This window comes from Pseudomonas sp. PDM01 (genome assembly GCF_014852325.1).
In the GTDB taxonomy this organism is placed as follows: Bacteria; Pseudomonadota; Gammaproteobacteria; order Pseudomonadales; family Pseudomonadaceae; genus Aquipseudomonas; species Aquipseudomonas migulae.
The window spans coordinates 447,119-463,166 of record NZ_JACVBK010000002.1 but is presented as its reverse complement, the minus strand read 5'-3'; the positions used below and the strand labels follow the sequence as shown (position 1 = coordinate 463,166).

General features: G+C 60.1%; 16 protein-coding genes. 5 read left to right on the top strand and 11 right to left on the bottom strand.

Annotation, left to right across the window (positions count from 1 at the left end):
- Nucleotides 1–86: 86 nt before the first annotated feature.
- Together ptsP and IB246_RS06675 are read right to left on the bottom strand one after the other, a co-directional pair.
- Nucleotides 87–2,366: a phosphoenolpyruvate--protein phosphotransferase gene (ptsP, locus tag IB246_RS06680; RefSeq protein WP_008040767.1), complete on the bottom strand. Its 2,280-nt coding sequence runs from the start codon at nucleotides 2,364–2,366 to the stop codon at nucleotides 87–89.
- A gap of 22 nt (nucleotides 2,367–2,388) precedes the next feature.
- On the bottom strand, nucleotides 2,389–2,868 hold the full coding sequence (locus IB246_RS06675) for an RNA pyrophosphohydrolase (RefSeq protein ID WP_007897732.1): 480 nt from the start codon (nucleotides 2,866–2,868) through the stop codon (nucleotides 2,389–2,391).
- A gap of 143 nt (nucleotides 2,869–3,011) precedes the next feature.
- On the opposite strand from IB246_RS06675, the gene IB246_RS06670 reads away from it, so the two are divergent.
- A complete protein-coding gene (locus IB246_RS06670; protein WP_008026084.1) occupies nucleotides 3,012–3,668 on the top strand; it encodes an HAD family hydrolase in 657 nt (218 codons plus the stop codon).
- Between the two features lie 113 nt (nucleotides 3,669–3,781).
- On the opposite strand, the gene IB246_RS06665 is transcribed toward IB246_RS06670, so the two are convergent.
- The gene (locus IB246_RS06665) at nucleotides 3,782–4,207 is read right to left on the bottom strand and encodes a DUF2269 domain-containing protein (RefSeq protein ID WP_008026082.1); all 426 of its coding nucleotides are present in this window, start codon (nucleotides 4,205–4,207) and stop codon (nucleotides 3,782–3,784) included.
- Between the two features lie 39 nt (nucleotides 4,208–4,246).
- On the bottom strand, nucleotides 4,247–5,761 hold the full coding sequence (gene ilvA, locus IB246_RS06660) for a threonine ammonia-lyase, biosynthetic (RefSeq protein ID WP_008026079.1): 1,515 nt from the start codon (nucleotides 5,759–5,761) through the stop codon (nucleotides 4,247–4,249).
- A gap of 302 nt (nucleotides 5,762–6,063) precedes the next feature.
- Here ilvA and rpiA point away from each other — a divergent pair, with 302 nt between their 5' ends.
- Complete coding sequence (gene rpiA, locus IB246_RS06655; RefSeq protein ID WP_008026076.1) at nucleotides 6,064–6,738, top strand: ribose-5-phosphate isomerase RpiA; 675 nt, start codon at nucleotides 6,064–6,066, stop codon at nucleotides 6,736–6,738.
- 123 nt (nucleotides 6,739–6,861) lie between these two features.
- Here rpiA and IB246_RS06650 read toward each other — a convergent pair whose 3' ends face one another.
- The 4 genes from IB246_RS06650 to IB246_RS06635 all read right to left on the bottom strand — a co-directional run bounded on the left by IB246_RS06650 (nucleotide 6,862) and on the right by IB246_RS06635 (nucleotide 11,227).
- Nucleotides 6,862–7,779 carry an SdiA-regulated domain-containing protein gene (locus IB246_RS06650; RefSeq protein ID WP_008040766.1) on the bottom strand — a complete coding sequence of 306 codons (918 nt, stop codon included), beginning with the start codon at nucleotides 7,777–7,779 and terminating at the stop codon, nucleotides 6,862–6,864.
- A gap of 156 nt (nucleotides 7,780–7,935) precedes the next feature.
- Nucleotides 7,936–8,865 (bottom strand): SdiA-regulated domain-containing protein, encoded by a 930-nt coding sequence (locus IB246_RS06645; protein ID WP_008040765.1) that lies wholly within the window; start codon nucleotides 8,863–8,865, stop codon nucleotides 7,936–7,938.
- Nucleotides 8,866–9,129: 264 nt separating this feature from the next.
- Nucleotides 9,130–9,795: a fumarylacetoacetate hydrolase family protein gene (locus IB246_RS06640; RefSeq protein WP_008026071.1), complete on the bottom strand. Its 666-nt coding sequence runs from the start codon at nucleotides 9,793–9,795 to the stop codon at nucleotides 9,130–9,132.
- A gap of 37 nt (nucleotides 9,796–9,832) precedes the next feature.
- Nucleotides 9,833–11,227, bottom strand: a complete 1,395-nt coding sequence (locus tag IB246_RS06635; RefSeq protein ID WP_032828611.1) for an FAD-binding oxidoreductase — start codon at nucleotides 11,225–11,227, stop codon at nucleotides 9,833–9,835.
- Between the two features lie 203 nt (nucleotides 11,228–11,430).
- On the opposite strand from IB246_RS06635, the gene serA reads away from it, so the two are divergent.
- Complete coding sequence (serA, locus tag IB246_RS06630; RefSeq protein WP_008040764.1) at nucleotides 11,431–12,660, top strand: phosphoglycerate dehydrogenase; 1,230 nt, start codon at nucleotides 11,431–11,433, stop codon at nucleotides 12,658–12,660.
- A gap of 62 nt (nucleotides 12,661–12,722) precedes the next feature.
- Here the strand turns inward: serA and IB246_RS06625 are convergent, their stop codons facing one another.
- On the bottom strand, nucleotides 12,723–13,148 hold the full coding sequence (locus IB246_RS06625; RefSeq protein ID WP_008026064.1) for a DUF4399 domain-containing protein: 426 nt from the start codon (nucleotides 13,146–13,148) through the stop codon (nucleotides 12,723–12,725).
- Between the two features lie 136 nt (nucleotides 13,149–13,284).
- On the opposite strand from IB246_RS06625, the gene IB246_RS06620 reads away from it, so the two are divergent.
- The gene (locus tag IB246_RS06620) at nucleotides 13,285–13,869 is read left to right on the top strand and encodes a transporter substrate-binding domain-containing protein (protein ID WP_008040763.1); all 585 of its coding nucleotides are present in this window, start codon (nucleotides 13,285–13,287) and stop codon (nucleotides 13,867–13,869) included.
- A 127-nt stretch (nucleotides 13,870–13,996) separates the two neighbouring features.
- Here the strand turns inward: IB246_RS06620 and IB246_RS06615 are convergent, their stop codons facing one another.
- The gene (locus tag IB246_RS06615) at nucleotides 13,997–14,476 is read right to left on the bottom strand and encodes a DUF523 domain-containing protein (RefSeq protein WP_008040762.1); all 480 of its coding nucleotides are present in this window, start codon (nucleotides 14,474–14,476) and stop codon (nucleotides 13,997–13,999) included.
- Between the two features lie 2 nt (nucleotides 14,477–14,478).
- A complete protein-coding gene (locus IB246_RS06610) occupies nucleotides 14,479–15,111 on the bottom strand; it encodes a 2OG-Fe(II) oxygenase (protein WP_008040761.1) in 633 nt (210 codons plus the stop codon).
- Nucleotides 15,112–15,219: 108 nt separating this feature from the next.
- Here IB246_RS06610 and IB246_RS06605 point away from each other — a divergent pair, with 108 nt between their 5' ends.
- Nucleotides 15,220–15,972, top strand: a complete 753-nt coding sequence (locus IB246_RS06605; RefSeq protein WP_008040760.1) for a DUF2059 domain-containing protein — start codon at nucleotides 15,220–15,222, stop codon at nucleotides 15,970–15,972.
- Nucleotides 15,973–16,048: the final 76 nt, after the last annotated feature.

The following is a 16,048-nucleotide window of genomic DNA, read 5'->3' as shown; positions in this document are numbered from 1 at the left end:
GACGCCTTCGCGGGCAAGCCTCGCTCCTACAGGATTTATGCGTTCCATGTAGGAGCGAGGCTTGCCCGCGAAGAGGCCAGCAGCCTTTAGAGGGCTTTGACCGCAGCCGGGCTGACCATCTTCGCCAACCCAAGGTTCTTCAGCGCCAGTTGCAGCGAGCTGTGGATAACTTGCGGGTTGTCGATGGTCATCAGCTCCGCGAGCAATTCCTTGGCCTTGCTCAGGTTGATCTGACGCAGCATCCACTTCACCTTCGGCAGGTTGGTGGCGTTCATCGACAAACTGTCGAAGCCCATCGCCATCAGCAGCACCGCCGCCGCCGGGTCACCCGCCATCTCGCCGCAGATGCTCACCGGCTTGCCTTCGGCATGGGCGTCACGCACCACGGTCTGCAACGCCTGTAGCACCGCCGGGTGCAAGTAGTCGTAGAGGTCGGCCACTCGCGGGTTGTTGCGGTCAACGGCCAGCAGGTACTGGGTCAGGTCGTTGGAACCGACCGACAGGAAGTCCACTTGCCGCGCCAGTTCCTTGGTCTGATACACCGCCGCCGGAATCTCTATCATCACGCCAATCGGCGGCATCGGCACGTCGGTGCCTTCGTCGCGGACTTCGCCCCACGCCCGGTGAATCAGGTGCAGGGCTTCTTCCAGCTCATGGGTGCCGGAGATCATCGGCAGCAGAATCCGCAGGTTGTTCAAGCCTTCGCTGGCCTTGAGCATCGCGCGGGTCTGCACCAGGAAGATTTCCGGGTGGTCGAGGGTGACGCGAATGCCGCGCCAGCCGAGGAACGGGTTGTCTTCCTTGATCGGGAAGTACGACAGCGACTTGTCGCCGCCGATGTCCAGGCTGCGCATGGTCACCGGTTGCGGGTGGAACGCGGCAAGCTGTTCGCGATAGATCGCCAGTTGTTCCTTTTCGCTCGGGAAGCGCTGGTTGATCATGAACGGCACTTCGGTGCGGTACAGACCGACACCTTCGGCGCCGCGCTTTTGCGCCCGCGCCACGTCCGCCAGCAGGCCGGTGTTGACCCACAGCGGCATGCGGTGACCATCGAGGGTCACGCACGGCAGGTCGCGCAGGGAATCGAGACCGAGCGCCAGTTGTTTCTCTTCTTCCACCACCTCGGCGAACTGCTTGCGCAGCACATCGCTGGGGTTGGTGTAGACCTCGCCGCGGTTGCCGTCGACGATCAATTCGATGCCGTCGACCTTGGCATAAGGCAGGTCGACCAGACCCATCACCGTCGGGATGCCCATCGCCCGGGCGAGGATCGCGACGTGGGAGTTACCTGAACCGAGGACCGAAACCAGACCGACCAGCGTGCCTTCCGGCACCTCGCCGAGCATTGCCGGCGTCAGTTCTTCGCTGACCAGAATGGTTTTTTCCGGGTAGACCAGGTTCTGCTGGCGCTCTTCCTGCAAGTAGGCGAGCAGACGGCGACCAAGGTCCTTGACGTCCGATGCGCGCTCACGCAGGTAGGCGTCGTCCATCAATTCGAAACGGTTGACGTGCTCAGTGACCACCTGACGCAGCGCGCCCTGGGCCCACTGACCGGTCTTGATTACGGTGGTGACTTCGCTGCCGAGCGCCTCGTCGGCGAGCATCATCAGGTAGACGTCGAACAAGGCCCGCTCTTCGGGGCGCAACTGCGAGGCCAGTTTGGCCGACAACGCACGCATGTCGGCGCGCACGCCTTCGATGGCGGTCTTGAACAACGCCAGTTCGGCGTCGATGTCGGTGATGGTCTTGTCCGGCACCACGTCCAGATCGGCCGGTGGCAGCATGACCACCGCCGTACCGACCGCCGCGCCCGGCGAACCCGGCACGCCGATGAACTTGGCTTCCTGGATGCCTTTGCCCTGACGGCCCAGGCCTCGGATCGAACCGGTGGCCTCGGCGTGGGCGATAACCCCGGCAAGCTGCGCGCTCATGGTCACGAGGAAGGCTTCTTCACCTTCGTCGAACTGGCGGCGTTCTTTCTGCTGAATGACCAACACGCCGACAACGCGGCGGTGGTGGATGATCGGTGCCCCGAGGAATGAGGCGTAGCGCTCTTCACCGGTCTCGGCGAAGTAGCGGTAGCGCGGGTGATCCGCGGCGTTTTCGAGGTTCAGGGGTTCTTCACGCGTGCCGACCAGGCCGACCAGACCTTCGTTGGGTGCCATGCTGACTTTGCCGATCGAGCGCTTGTTCAAGCCCTCGGTCGCCATCAGCACGAAGCGGTTGGTCTCGGGGTCAAGCAGGTAGACCGAGCAGACCTGGCTGCCCATGGCCTCTTTGACGCGCAACACAATAATCCCCAACGCCGCCTTGAGATCCTTGGCGGAGTTAACTTCCTGGACGATCTTGCGCAGCGTATTGAGCATGGCTCGGGGTCGAACTCCGTCGTCAGTCGCGCGCTAAAAGGCGCGGGGCAAGCTCTTTGAGAGCGCGTCGATACACCTCGCGCTTGAATGTCACCACCTGGCCCAACGGATACCAATAACTGACCCAGCGCCAGCCATCGAATTCCGGTTTACCGGTCAAATCCATCCGCACCCGCTGCTCGTTGGAGATCAGGCGCAGGAGAAACCATTTCTGTTTCTGGCCGATGCACAGCGGTTGGCTGTGGGTTCGGACCAGACGTTGCGGCAAACGATAGCGCAACCAGCCCCGGGTGCAGGCGAGAATTTCAACATCTTCACGCTCCAGACCCACTTCTTCGTTCAACTCGCGGTACAAGGCGTCTTCCGGCGTCTCCTGGGGGTTGATACCACCCTGTGGAAACTGCCAGGCATCTTGATTGATACGGCGAGCCCATAGCACCTGTCCGGCATCATTCGTGAGAATGATCCCGACATTGGGGCGGAAACCATCGGGGTCGATCACGGCAACAACCTCGCAAACGCATGTCGCCGCATTGTTCCACAAAGGTTGTGAAGGCAGCAACGAGCCGGCCAACCTTATGTGCACTCTTGTGAAAAGTCCGTATTCTGGGCGCCTTTCTACAGACTTTTCAGCGAGTAACTGCAATGCGCCTGGCTTTATTCGACTTGGACAACACCCTTTTGGGCGGCGACAGTGACCACGCCTGGGGTGATTACCTGTGCGAACGCGGCTTCCTCGACGCCGTCGCCTACAAGACACGCAACGACGAGTTCTATCAGGATTACCTGGCCGGCAAGCTGGATAACGCCGCCTACCTGAACTTTTGCCTGGAAGTACTCGGCCGCACCGAAATGGCCACGCTGGATCAGTGGCACAGCGATTACATGCGCGACTGCATCGAACCGATCGTGCTGCCCAAGGGACTTGAGCTGCTGAAGAAGCACCGCGATGCCGGCGACAAACTGGTGATCATCACCGCGACCAACCGCTTCGTCACAGGTCCGATTGCCGAGCGCCTGGGCGTTGAGACCCTGATCGCCACCGAGTGCGAGATGGTCGATGGCCGCTACACCGGGCGCAGCACCGACGTGCCGTGCTTCCGTGAAGGCAAGGTGACGCGGCTTAATCGTTGGCTGGAAGAAAGCGGGCATTCGCTGGAAGACAGTTACTTCTACAGCGACTCGATGAATGATTTTCCGTTGCTGGAACAGGTGGCGAATCCGGTGGCGGTTGATCCGGACCCGAATTTGCGTGCCGAGGCCGAGAAACGTGGCTGGCCGGTGATTTCGTTGCGTGACTGAAATCGCCTTCGCGGGCAAGCCTCGCTCCTACAGGTCATGCGCCAATTATGAAAATGACGCAAATCCCGTAGGAGCGAGGCTCGCCCGCGAAGGGGTCAACTCGGTTTCAAGCGTTAAACAGGCTTGGCACCCATCAACCCGGCAATGGCGATAAAGCAGACGAAGCTGAACAACGCCAGGGCGAAGGTAAACTTGCCGTTCCCCGCCGGCGCCTTGCGCAACTTGTTAAGCCGCACCAACAACCAGAACCACGCCAACGCCGCAACGGTGTAAAGCACACTCGACGCCAGCAACCACGTCTGCCCCAACGGCCAGCCCACCAGATGCACCATCCACCAGCCGGTGAACGGCATGCTCAGCAGTGCCAGCCCCATCAACAGCCAGATGAACACCCGAGGCCTTTGCAAGGTTCGGCTGCCCGCCGTCGCGTCGCCATTACGCCGAGTTCGCCAGACCCAGATCCCCAGGCCCAGCGCACAGACCAGCAGCACAACCGTCGCCACCATGTGCGCCACTTTCAGGGCGGTTAACGTTTCCATTGTTCGACTTCCTTATGACCTGCCCATCAGCGTAGCCGCTCAGCCAAGAAACAGCTGATAGGCCGGGTTGTCGCTTTCGTCCCAGTACGGGTAGCCGATTTCTTCCAGCGCCGCCGGCACCAGATGACGCTCTTCGTGAGGCACTTGCAGCCCTGCGACCACACGACCGTCCGCTGCGCCGTGGTTGCGGTAGTGGAACATCGAGATGTTCCAGCGCCCGCCGAGCTTGCTGAGGAAGTTGAACAGCGCGCCCGGTCGCTCCGGAAATTCGAAGCGCAGCACCACTTCATCCACCACCTGGGCCGCGCGGCCACCGACCATGTGCCGGATGTGCAACTTGGCCAGTTCATTGTCGGTCAGGTCCAGCACCGGGAACCCCTGCTCGGTCAGACTGGCAAGCAGCGCGCTGCGCGGATCGTTTTCCGGGTGCGTCTGCACGCCAACGAAGATGTGCGCTTCGCTGCCGGTGTTGTATCGGTAGTTGAATTCGGTGATCTGGCGCTTGCCGATGGCTTCGCAGAACGCCTTGAAGCTGCCCGGTTTCTCGGGGATGGTCACGGCGATGATGGCTTCGCGGCCTTCGCCCAGTTCGGCGCGTTCGGCGACGTGGCGCAAGCGGTCGAAGTTGACGTTGGCGCCGGAATCGATGGCCACAAAGGTGTGCCCGGTGACAGCGTGCTGCTCGACGTACTTCTTGATCCCGGCCACGCCCAGGGCGCCGGCCGGTTCAGTGATCGAGCGGGTATCGTCGTAGATATCCTTGATTGCCGCGCAGATCTCGTCGGTGCTGACCGTGATCACTTCATCGACATAGTCTTTGCAGATGTCGAACGTGTACTGACCAATCTGAGCGACCGCGACGCCGTCGGCGAAGAGGCCCACGGTCGGCAGCACCACGCGCTCGCCGGCGGCCATGGCGGCTTGCAGGCAATTGGAGTCGTCCGGCTCGACGCCGATGATCTTGATTTCCGGGCGCAGGTATTTCACGTACGCCGCGATACCGGCGATCAGCCCGCCGCCGCCGACCGGAACGAAGATCGCATCCAGACGCCCAGGGTGCTGGCGCAGAATCTCCATGGCCACCGTGCCCTGCCCGGCAATGGTGTGGGGATCGTCGTACGGGTGAATGTAGACGTAGCCTTTTTCGTCGACCAGTTTCAGCGAGTAAGCCAGGGCTTCCGGGAACGAATCTCCGTGCAGCACCACTTTGCCACCACGGGAACGCACGCCTTCGACTTTGATTTCCGGGGTGGTCTTGGGCATGACGATGGTGGCTTTCACGCCGAGCACTTTCGCCGCCAGGGCCAGGCCCTGCGCGTGATTACCGGCCGAAGCCGTCACGACGCCGCGCGCGCGCTCTTCATCGCTCAACTGCGTAAGCTTGTTGTAGGCCCCGCGAATCTTGAACGAGAACACCGGCTGCAAGTCTTCACGCTTGAGCAAAATACTGTTGCCCAGCCGCTCGGAGAGCTGGCGGGCAGTCTGCAATGGGGTTTCTACGGCAACGTCATAAACGCGCGAGGTGAGGATCTTTTTGACGTACTGTTCGAGCATCGGAAAGCATCACTGAGCGGGTTGGGCAGGGCCAAGGAGTCTAACCCGGCTTTCGGGCGTGCGACCACACTAAACAGGTGGTTTTACCCTCCCCGGAAGGGATCATGATCCTGTAGGAGCGAGGCTTGCCCGCGAAGAGGCCGGCACATCCAGAATAAATGTTGGCAGTAAGAACGCTTTCGCGGGCAAGCCTCGCTCCTACAGGTCACGGTGGCGGTCTGCCAATCGGGCAATGACCTTCCCCGTCCCGGGGCCTATAATGCCGGGCTTTCGTTCCCCCTCTTCGGCACTTCGGAGCCCGCATGACCCAGGATCAACTCAAACAGGCAGTGGCCCAGGCCGCCGTCGACTTCATCCTCCCGAAACTCGACGACAAGAGCATCGTCGGGGTCGGCACCGGCTCCACCGCCAACTGCTTCATCGACGCACTGGCGCAACACAAAGGCGCCTTCGACGGCGCAGTCGCCAGCTCCGAAGCCACCGCCGCACGCCTCAAGGGCCACGGTATTCCGGTGTATGAGCTGAATACCGTCAGCGACCTGGAGTTCTACGTCGACGGCGCCGACGAAAGCGACGAGCACCTGAACCTGATCAAGGGCGGCGGCGCAGCCCTGACCCGCGAGAAGATCGTTGCGGCCGTGGCCAAGACCTTCATCTGCATCGCCGATGGCAGCAAACTGGTGCCGGTGCTCGGCGCGTTCCCGCTGCCGGTCGAAGTGATCCCGATGGCCCGCAGCCACGTGGCCCGCGAGCTGGTGAAGCTCGGCGGCGACCCGGTTTACCGTGAAGGCGTGTTGACTGACAACGGCAACATCATTCTGGATGTGTTCAACATGCAGATCACCAACCCGGTGGAGTTGGAGACACAGATCAATGCGATCGTCGGCGTGGTGACCAACGGTTTGTTCGCGGCGCGTCCTGCGGATCTGCTGTTGCTGGGCACCAGCGAAGGCGTGAAGACCCTGCGCGCGCAGTAAGCCAGACGCAAAACCCTGTAGGAGCCAGCTTGCTGGCGATAGCGGCGTAACAGTCAACATAGATGTTGAATGTCACGGCCTTATCGCCGGCAAGCCGGCTCCTACAGGGGTTGTGTTTATGTTTTAGGGTTGTGGCGGTTTCTTGAAGACGTAGAACAGGTTCGGCTCGCTCACCAGGTACATCGTGCCGTCGTCATCCATGGCGATCCCTTCCGCTTGCGGCACCGTCTTCTGCAACCCCTGACGCCCCTTGTTCAGTGACATGGTGCTCAGCGGACGCCCGTCCACATCCAGCTCCAGAATCAGTCGCGACTCGTCGGACAGCGCCAGTAGATGGCCGCTGCGCTCGTCGTATTGCAGGCTCGACAGGTCTCGCACAAACATCCCGGCATCGCGCTTGGGGTTGTTGACCACGTGCACCGCATAGGATTTTTCCGGGTTGTAATGCGGAAAGCCCTGCACTTCATAGATCAGCATCGGGTCGCGCTCCTTGGCGACAAACAGCCGCTTGCCCACCGAATCGTAGGCCAGGCCTTCAAAACCCTTGTTGCTGCTCATGTGCACGCCGAGGGTTATCTGTTCGGCATCCGCCGCATCGAGGAACGTCGTGTCCTTCTCCAGATGAATCTTGATCAGCCGCTGCTGACGCTCGTCGGTGATGACGTAAGTGTCGGCGCTGATGAATTCCACCGCTTCCGGATCACCGAAGCCGACCAGCGCGATGCGCTGAAGGATCTGACCTTCCAGCGACAGCTCGATCAGCTCGGAGTTTTTATTGGTGACGGTGAACAGGCTTTTGCGGACCGGATCGAAGGTCAGCGCTGACACATCGTCGTCCAGGCCTTCGATGACCCGACCCTCAATGACAACCTGATAGTGATCCAGTCCGATCGACCGGGCGCTTTCTGCCTGCCAAAGCGTATGCAGATTGAACCAGGCCCGCTCAAACAGACGCAGGTGTTGGCCGAACGCAACCAGCACGGTCAGCGCGATCACCGAGAGAATCAGGATCAGGGGTTTGGGGCGGGCAAGTCGGCGCATTCAGGCAAGCTCGGAATCAGGACGGGCGGATGAAATACCACGGCAGTCTGAATTGAAGCTTAAAGGCCGTTGGGTTGGCCCTACAACTGAGCGTCGCGTTTCCTACACATTCGCGGATCAAGATCGCAGATCAAGGTCGCGAATCAAGCTCGCGAATCAGTGCTGCTTTTCGAATCGGTAGAACAGGTTCGGCTCGCTCACCATGTAAAGCGTGCCCGCCTCGTCCATGGTCACGCCTTCGGCGCGGGGAATGGTCTTCTTCAGGCCATTGAAACCACCCAGCAAGGTCATGAAACTGACCTGCTCGCCCTTCTCATCCAGCTCCAGCAGCAAGTGGGAATCGGCGGACAACACCAGCGTATGGCCGGTGCGCGGGTCGATGGCCAAGGCCGACAGGTTGCGGATGTCCAGCGCGTCACTGGCCAGCTTCTGCTTGTCGCCGGTGAGTGTCAGGCCGTCGGCGCTTTTCCAGGTGAACAGCGCCGGTGGACGTTCCTCACCCAGCAGCATGTGTTGATTGTGTGCATCCCAGACGACCGCTTCGAACGCTTTGTTCTGGTCTTTCGACGGACCGAGGTCGTACTTGGGGAAGTTGGCGATGTTCAGCTCGCGGGTATCGGCGTCGACCTTGACGATGCTCAGCAAATGCTCACGCTCATCGACAATGGCCAGCAGACCGTTGCCCATGACCGTCACGCCTTCCGGGTTGCTCCAGCCCACCAAGGGCATTTTGCGCAGCACTTCACCCTGCAGGTCCAGTTCGACCAGGAACGGGTTTTTACCCATCACCGAGAACAGGGTTTTGGTTTGCGGGTTGTAGGCCAGGTCGGACGCTTCGTCCTTTTCCATCCCTGGCAGCAACTTGGCATCGATCACCGCCCGGTAATCCGGGAGCCAGATACTTTCCTGGCGTTCGGCCGGGCTTTCGAAACGCTCCAGCACCCAGAGCACCCCGCGGTCATCCCAATGCATGGCAAAGGCAAGGCCATACGCGGCGGCCGCGACCAGCAAAAGCCAGGCATACCAACGCATGAAAAAGCGCGGGCGACGGGCAGTTTTAAGCGTGGGCAGCGATTGGATGGCCATCAGGGGATGCGTTCCAGAAATTCAGGCTAAGGGTAATAGCACAATTGGGACCGGCTCAGACGCCAGAAGCCCGGGAATTATCCAGACAAGATGTGAAAAAAACGGGAAATGGCGGGATTGCCCTGCATGAGCGCCGCTTTCTTCAGATCGGAACACAATCCCCTGTAGGAGCCGGCTTGCCGGCGATGGCGGTGGAACATTCAGCATAAATGTTGAATGTGACGGCCTCATCGCCGGCAAGCCGGCTCCTACAGGGGGTTTGTGTCAGCGGACGCTGCTGGTGAAGCTGCTCGCGCCTGGCAGTTCCAGAACGATTTCGTCACCCACATTCAGCGGGCCGACACCGACCGGCGTGCCAGTCAGGATCACGTCGCCAGCCTGCAGCGAAAAGCAGCCAGCCATGTGCTGGATCATTGGCACGATCGGGTTGAGCATCGCGCTGCTGTTGCCGTCCTGGCGCACTTCGCCGTTGATGGTCAGGCGGATGCCGATGTCGGTCAGGTCGGCAAAGGTGCTGCCGGATACGAACGGGGCAATCACTGCCGCACCGTCGAAGGACTTGGCGATTTCCCACGGCAGGCCTTTGGACTTCAGCTCTGCCTGCTTGTCACGCAGGGTCAGGTCCAGCGCTGGAGCAAAACCGGAAATAGCATCAAGGACTTCTTCACGGCTTGGCTTGGTCGACAAAGGCTTGCCGATCAACACCGCGATTTCGGCCTCGTAGTGCACTGAACCGCGCTCGGTCGGAATGCTGAAACCGCCTTCCAGCGGCACGACACAGCTGCCTGGCTTGATAAACAGCAGGGGCTCCGTTGGCACCGGGTTGTCCAGTTCCTTGGCGTGTTCGGCGTAGTTGCGGCCGATGCAAACCACTTTGCCCAATGGGAAGTGGATGCGTGTACCGTCGACATACTGGTGCTGATAGCTCATTGACCGACTCCTGGTTCGTAGCGCTTAAGTTCGAAAATCAAACAGCGAAAATCTTGCCCGGGTTCATGATGCCGTTCGGATCGAACACCGCTTTGACCGCTTTCATGTACTCGATCTCAACCGGGGAGCGGCTGTAGGTCAAGTAGTCACGCTTGGTCATGCCCACGCCGTGTTCGGCGGAAATCGAGCCGTTGTACTTCTCGACGGTTTCGAACACCCACTTGTTCACGGTCGCGCACTTGGCGAAAAACTCGTCCTTGCTCAGGTCATCCGGCTTGAGGATGTTCAAGTGCAGGTTGCCGTCACCGATGTGGCCGAACCAGACGATTTCGAAGTCCGGATAGTGTTCGCCGACGATCGCATCGATTTCCTTCAGGAACGCAGGGACTTTCGACACAGTGACCGAAATGTCGTTCTTGTACGGCGTCCAGTGGGAGATGGTTTCGGAAATGTATTCGCGCAGTTTCCAAAGGTTTTGCAGCTGGGTTTCGCTCTGGCTCATCACGCCATCCAGCACCCAGCCCTGCTCCACGCAATGCTCGAAGGTTTCCAGCGCGTGGTTGGCCACTTCTTCAGTGGTCGCTTCGAATTCCAGCAGCGCGTAGAACGGGCAGTCGGTTTCAAACGGCGCCGGCACGTCACCGCGCCCCATGACCTTGGCCAGGGCTTTGTCGGAGAAGAATTCGAACGCGGTCAGGTCAAGTTTGCTCTGGAACGCGTGCAATACCGGCATGATCGAGTCGAAATCGGCAGTACCAAGCACCATCGCGGTGAGGTTTTTCGGCGCCCGGTCCAGACGCATGGTCGCTTCGACCACAAAACCGAGGGTGCCTTCAGCGCCGATGAACAGCTGACGCATGTCGTAGCCGGTGGCGTTCTTGATCAGGTCGCGGTTCAGTTCCAGCACGTCACCCTTGCCGGTGACCACTTTCATGCCGGCGACCCAGTTACGGGTCATGCCGTAGCGAATTACCTTGATCCCGCCGGCATTGGTGCCGATATTGCCGCCAATCTGACTCGATCCTGCGGAAGCGAAGTCCACCGGGTAGTACAGGCCTTTTTCCTCGGCGACGTTCTGCAAATGCTCGGTCACGACGCCCGGCTGGCACACGGCGGTGCGGTCGGTGAGGTTCACGTCGAGGATCTGGTTCATATAGTCGAAGGACACGACCACTTCGCCATTGGCGGCCACCGCAGCGGCAGAAAGCCCGGTGCGCCCGCCGGACGGCACCAGCGCCACCTTGTGTTTATTGGCCCACAAAACGATGGCCTGGACCTGTTCGGTGGTCTTCGGGAACACGATGGCGGTCGGGGCCGGGGCGAAATGCTTGGTCCAATCCTTGCCGTAAGCGTTCAGGGAGTCGGCATCGGTCAGTACCTTGCCAGGCTCGACCAGGGTCTTCAGTTCATCAATCAGGGCAGGATTGGTCATCGACAGAACTCTCGAACAATTCATGGTCATCCTGAGAACGCTTCACGTCGCAGGAATGAGTGTTTGCGGGGCGCTTATGCTAGCATACCGACCCCGCAGGATAGTGCCCAACGGCTGTTCTGCGGCGACGGCTGTCGTGCCGTCGGGGTCAGCGTCTGTTGACCATTTCCTGCCATTTTTCTCCGGGATACAGGTTTACGCAGATGAGCAAGACTTCTCTCGATAAGAGCAAGATCAAGTTCCTTCTTCTCGAAGGCGTCCACCAATCGGCTGTCGACGTTCTCAAGTCGGCGGGCTACACCAGCATCGAGTACCTCACGGGTTCTCTGCCGGAAGCCCAGCTGAAGGAAAAGATCGCTGATGCTCACTTCATCGGCATTCGCTCCCGCACTCAACTGACCGAAGAGATCTTCGATCACGCGAAGAAGCTCGTCGCTGTAGGTTGTTTCTGCATCGGCACCAACCAGGTTGACCTGAACGCTGCCCGCGAACGCGGCATCGCAGTGTTCAACGCTCCGTACTCCAACACTCGCTCCGTTGCCGAGCTGGTGCTGGCCGAAGCGATCCTGTTGCTGCGCGGCATCCCTGAGAAGAACGCTTCCTGCCACCGTGGCGGCTGGATCAAAAGCGCGGCCAACTCCTTCGAAATCCGTGGCAAGAAGCTCGGTATCGTCGGTTATGGCTCGATCGGTACGCAACTGTCGGTCCTGGCTGAAGGCCTGGGCATGCAGGTGTACTTCTACGACACCGTGACCAAGCTGCCTCTGGGTAACGCGACCCAGGTCGGCAACCTGCACGAGCTGCTGGGCATGTCCGACATCGTGACCCTGCACGTTCCGGAAACCGCTGCGACCCAGTGGATGATCGGCGAGCAGGAAATCCGCGCCATCAAGAAGGGCGGCATCCTGATCAACGCCGCTCGCGGCACCGTGGTCGAACTGCAAGCCCTGGCGGACGCGATCAAGGACAAGCACCTGATCGGCGCGGCCATCGACGTATTCCCGGTGGAGCCACGCTCCAACGACGAAGAGTTCGAAAGCCCGCTGCGTGGCCTGGACAACGTGATCCTGACCCCGCACATCGGCGGTTCCACCGCTGAAGCGCAAGCCAACATCGGTCTGGAAGTGGCCGAGAAACTGGTCAAGTACAGCGACAACGGTACGTCGGTATCGTCCGTGAACTTCCCGGAAGTGGCCCTGCCGGCTCACCCTGGCAAGCACCGCCTGCTGCACATCCACGAGAACATTCCGGGTGTGATGAGCGAGATCAACAAGGTCTTCGCCGAAAACGGCATCAACATCTCCGGTCAGTTCCTGCAGACCAACGAGAAAGTCGGCTACGTGGTGATCGACGTAGACGCCGAGTACTCGGACCTGGCGCAACAGAAGCTGCAACACGTCAACGGCACCATCCGTAGCCGTGTGTTGTTCTGATAGCGACTTGAGCAGCAAAAAAGGAGACCTCCGGGTCTCCTTTTTCTTGGGCGCGACTAACGTTACTTAACGTTGACGGTGATTTTCTCGGAGAGGATCGGCGGATCGAACGGCATGTGGTTGCTATCGCCAAGTTCGAGTTGCAAGGTGTGCTTGCCGGGCGTCAGCGTTACTTCAGCCTGAGTCTGCGCGTTGCCGAAATGCTGGTGGTTGGCATCTTTGGGGATCGGCGCACCGGCGGCTGGCAACTCATCGACATCAATCAACAAGTGGTGATGACCGGTGTTCTTGGTGGGATCACCCGCCGGGGCCAGCGCAATGTTCTCGACAGCGAACTTCACGACGACAGTCTGCGGGACCGTCGCACCGTCTTCAGGAGAAACGATGGACACTTCAGCACCCTTGGGTGCCGGCGTAGCCGCACTGGCCAGCACCGAAACACCCATCAGCAGGCCAGCCAGCGCAGCACGTGACATAAAGGTTTTCATTCTCTTCTCCAGTTTTTTCGTAAAATCCATGTGACCATGACAACTTCATGGCCATTCGTTGTCGAAGGCACTCGACAACCATAGCAAAGCGAGCCTGAACCAGCGCATCGCGATAAATGTATTCAAAGGAGTGACCATGCGCTTTTTGCCTGGCCTGATCTGCCTGCTACCCCTTTTGAGCCCTTTGGCTCATGCCGAACTGATTGACGATGTAAACGACCGCGGTGAATTGCGAATTGCCCTTGAGGCTAATACACCACCTTTCAATTTCAAGGACGATGGCCAACTCTCGGGCTTCGAAGTCGAATTGGGCCAACTGCTGGCCAATGAACTGGATGTAAGGGCCGACTTCGTCGTCACCGATTCCAGCGATCTGTTGACCGGCGTTGAAAGCGGCAAGTACGACATCGCCATCAATCACATAACAGAGACTCCGGCGCTCAAGGATCGTTTCGACTTCAGCGAACCTTACATTCACACCGATGCGCATTTGATCGCGCAAAAAGAAGAGCCGCGTTCAATCCTGTTGGTGCAGTCGCTGACGCAAGAAAAGCCGAAAGCCGCCCCGGCCGAGAACCTGGCCATTCCGTTTCAGAAAGGGAACCCGGCGTTTCATGCCAGCCTGGAGAACGCGTTGCAGCGGATAAAAGCAGATGGGCGACTGGAGGCACTGGAGAAAAAATGGTTTGGGGCGGATGCCGCCGAGATACCGAAACCCTAAGGCCACGGACAATCACCGCAATCCCTTGTAGGAGCCGGCTTGCCGGCGATAGCGGTGTGACAGTCAATATAGATATTGAATGTTACGGCCTCATCGCCGGCAAGCCGGCTCCTACAGGGATTTGCGTTCAGATTTGCAGTGCGGCGGCGGCTTCAGCCAGTTCCAGTTCGCTGAAGACCTGCACGCCATGGCGCTTGAGCAACGCCGCCGTCACGCCTTCGCCGCTGACTTTCACGCCGCTGAATGTGCCGTCATAGGTCAACAGGTTGCCGCAGGATGGGCTGTTGGCCTTGAGCACAGCGATGCGGATGTTGTGTTTCTGTACCAGCTCCAGCGCCTGGTAAGCACCGCTCAGAAACTGCGCACTGACATCCTCGCCCTCGGTGGTAATCACCGCCGCCTGCCCCGCCAGCACGTCACCGCCCTGCCCGCCCGGAATCTCCGCCGCCGCCCGTGGCGTCGGCAAGCCACCGGCAACTTCCGGACACAACGGCACGACGCGACCTTCGTCGACCCACTGTTGAAGCTGATCGAACGGCCCGCTGGCACCGCCGTCGTAACGCACGCGGTGGCCGAGCAGACAGCGACTTACCAGAATTTTCTGCATGATCAGAACGGCTCGTTGCCACGACGCCGGAACCAGCCGGTCAACGACAGGCGATCACGGGTCGCGGGCAGGACTTCGTGGGGCACTTCGCCCGACAGGAACACCACCAGGCATCCGCCGGTGGGCACCACATCGTATTCGACGCCTTCCTTGAGGTACATGCGCAACTGACCGCCGTGCTCCGGCAACCAGGCGTCGTTGAGGTAGACCACCGCCGAGACCATGCGCCGATCATCGTCGCGGAAGCGGTCGACATGCTTGAGGTAGAAAGCGCCGGGCGGGTACATCGCGAAATGGCTTTCAAAGTCTTCGAGGCCCAGATACAACCCGCGATTCAATGCCTCGCGCAGGCTGTCCATCAACTGCAGATAGTTGTCGCAAGCCAGGGCCTGACCCGGCTCGATCCACTGGATTCGGTCGCCGCGAATTCCCTCGCGAATCTCCGATGTCGGCCCGCGGCCCACGGCGGCCGGGGCCAATTCACCCTCGGCGGCACGTTTACGGCACTCAGCCGCCAGTTCTTGGGTCAGACCCAAAGGCAGGAAAATGTTCTGCTGCGACCAGCCGCGCTCGGCCAGGTCGTCGACGATACGTAACAGCAGCGGGTGATCAGAGGGTATTCGCATGGCGCGCATAGTATTCCTGTGCCGGAAAATCCGACAGAGCCGCGCGGCGGCTTGATACGAATTCTCGACAAGTCCCTATGCCACACGGAGAATAGTCGCCTGCTGACAGGAGTCCCTATGCGCCGTTTGCTTTTCTCACTGATGATGTTCTGCGTTTTGCCCGCTTGGGCAGACGGCCACGACCAGTTGTACAAGGTCGCCGGCTGGCCAGAACAACGCGCGCATTTCAGTGATGCCCTTTCAGCCGCTCAGCAGCGTTACCAGAACAGCCTGCCGCCCGCCGTGTTTCAGGCGCTGGTGAACAACAGCAATCAGCGTTTTGCCCCGCAGGCCGTGGACCAGCGCGCCGAAGCGCAATTGCGCAAAACCCTGGCCGATCCTAAACCTGCATTGGCTTTTTTCCAGTCGCCGCTGGGCAAGAAGATCGTCGCCGCCGAGTTGCTGGCGACCCGTCGCGATCAACTGGCGAAGAACGCCAAAGGCCTGCCGAAGATTCAGGCCAGCGACAGCCGCACGCTGATCATCGGTCACCTCGCCCAGGCCTTGCCCGCGCGGGAGGCCGGTGCGGAAGTCAGCCTGGCGATTGCCGGCGTCGCGGCCGACAGCCTGAGTTCGATGATCCCCGGCCTGCTCGGTGGCGGTCAGGCGCAGGGGCTGTTGAACGGTCAGCGTCAACGCTTGATGGACCAGATCGGCAGCGACCTCAACAACACGTTGCTGTATGTCTATCGCGATCTGTCGGATGACGAGCTGGAAGAGTTCGCCACGTTTGCCGAGTCGGCGGAAGGCAAGGCGTATTACCAGGCGGCGTTGGCAGCGATTCGGGCGGGGTTGGCGGTGGGGCAAACCACTTCGAACCTGAGCCAGTAATCTTTGATGTCTGACAGGACGCCTTCGCGGGCAAGCCTCGCTCCTACAGGGTTCACGCATGACTCGTAGGAGCGAG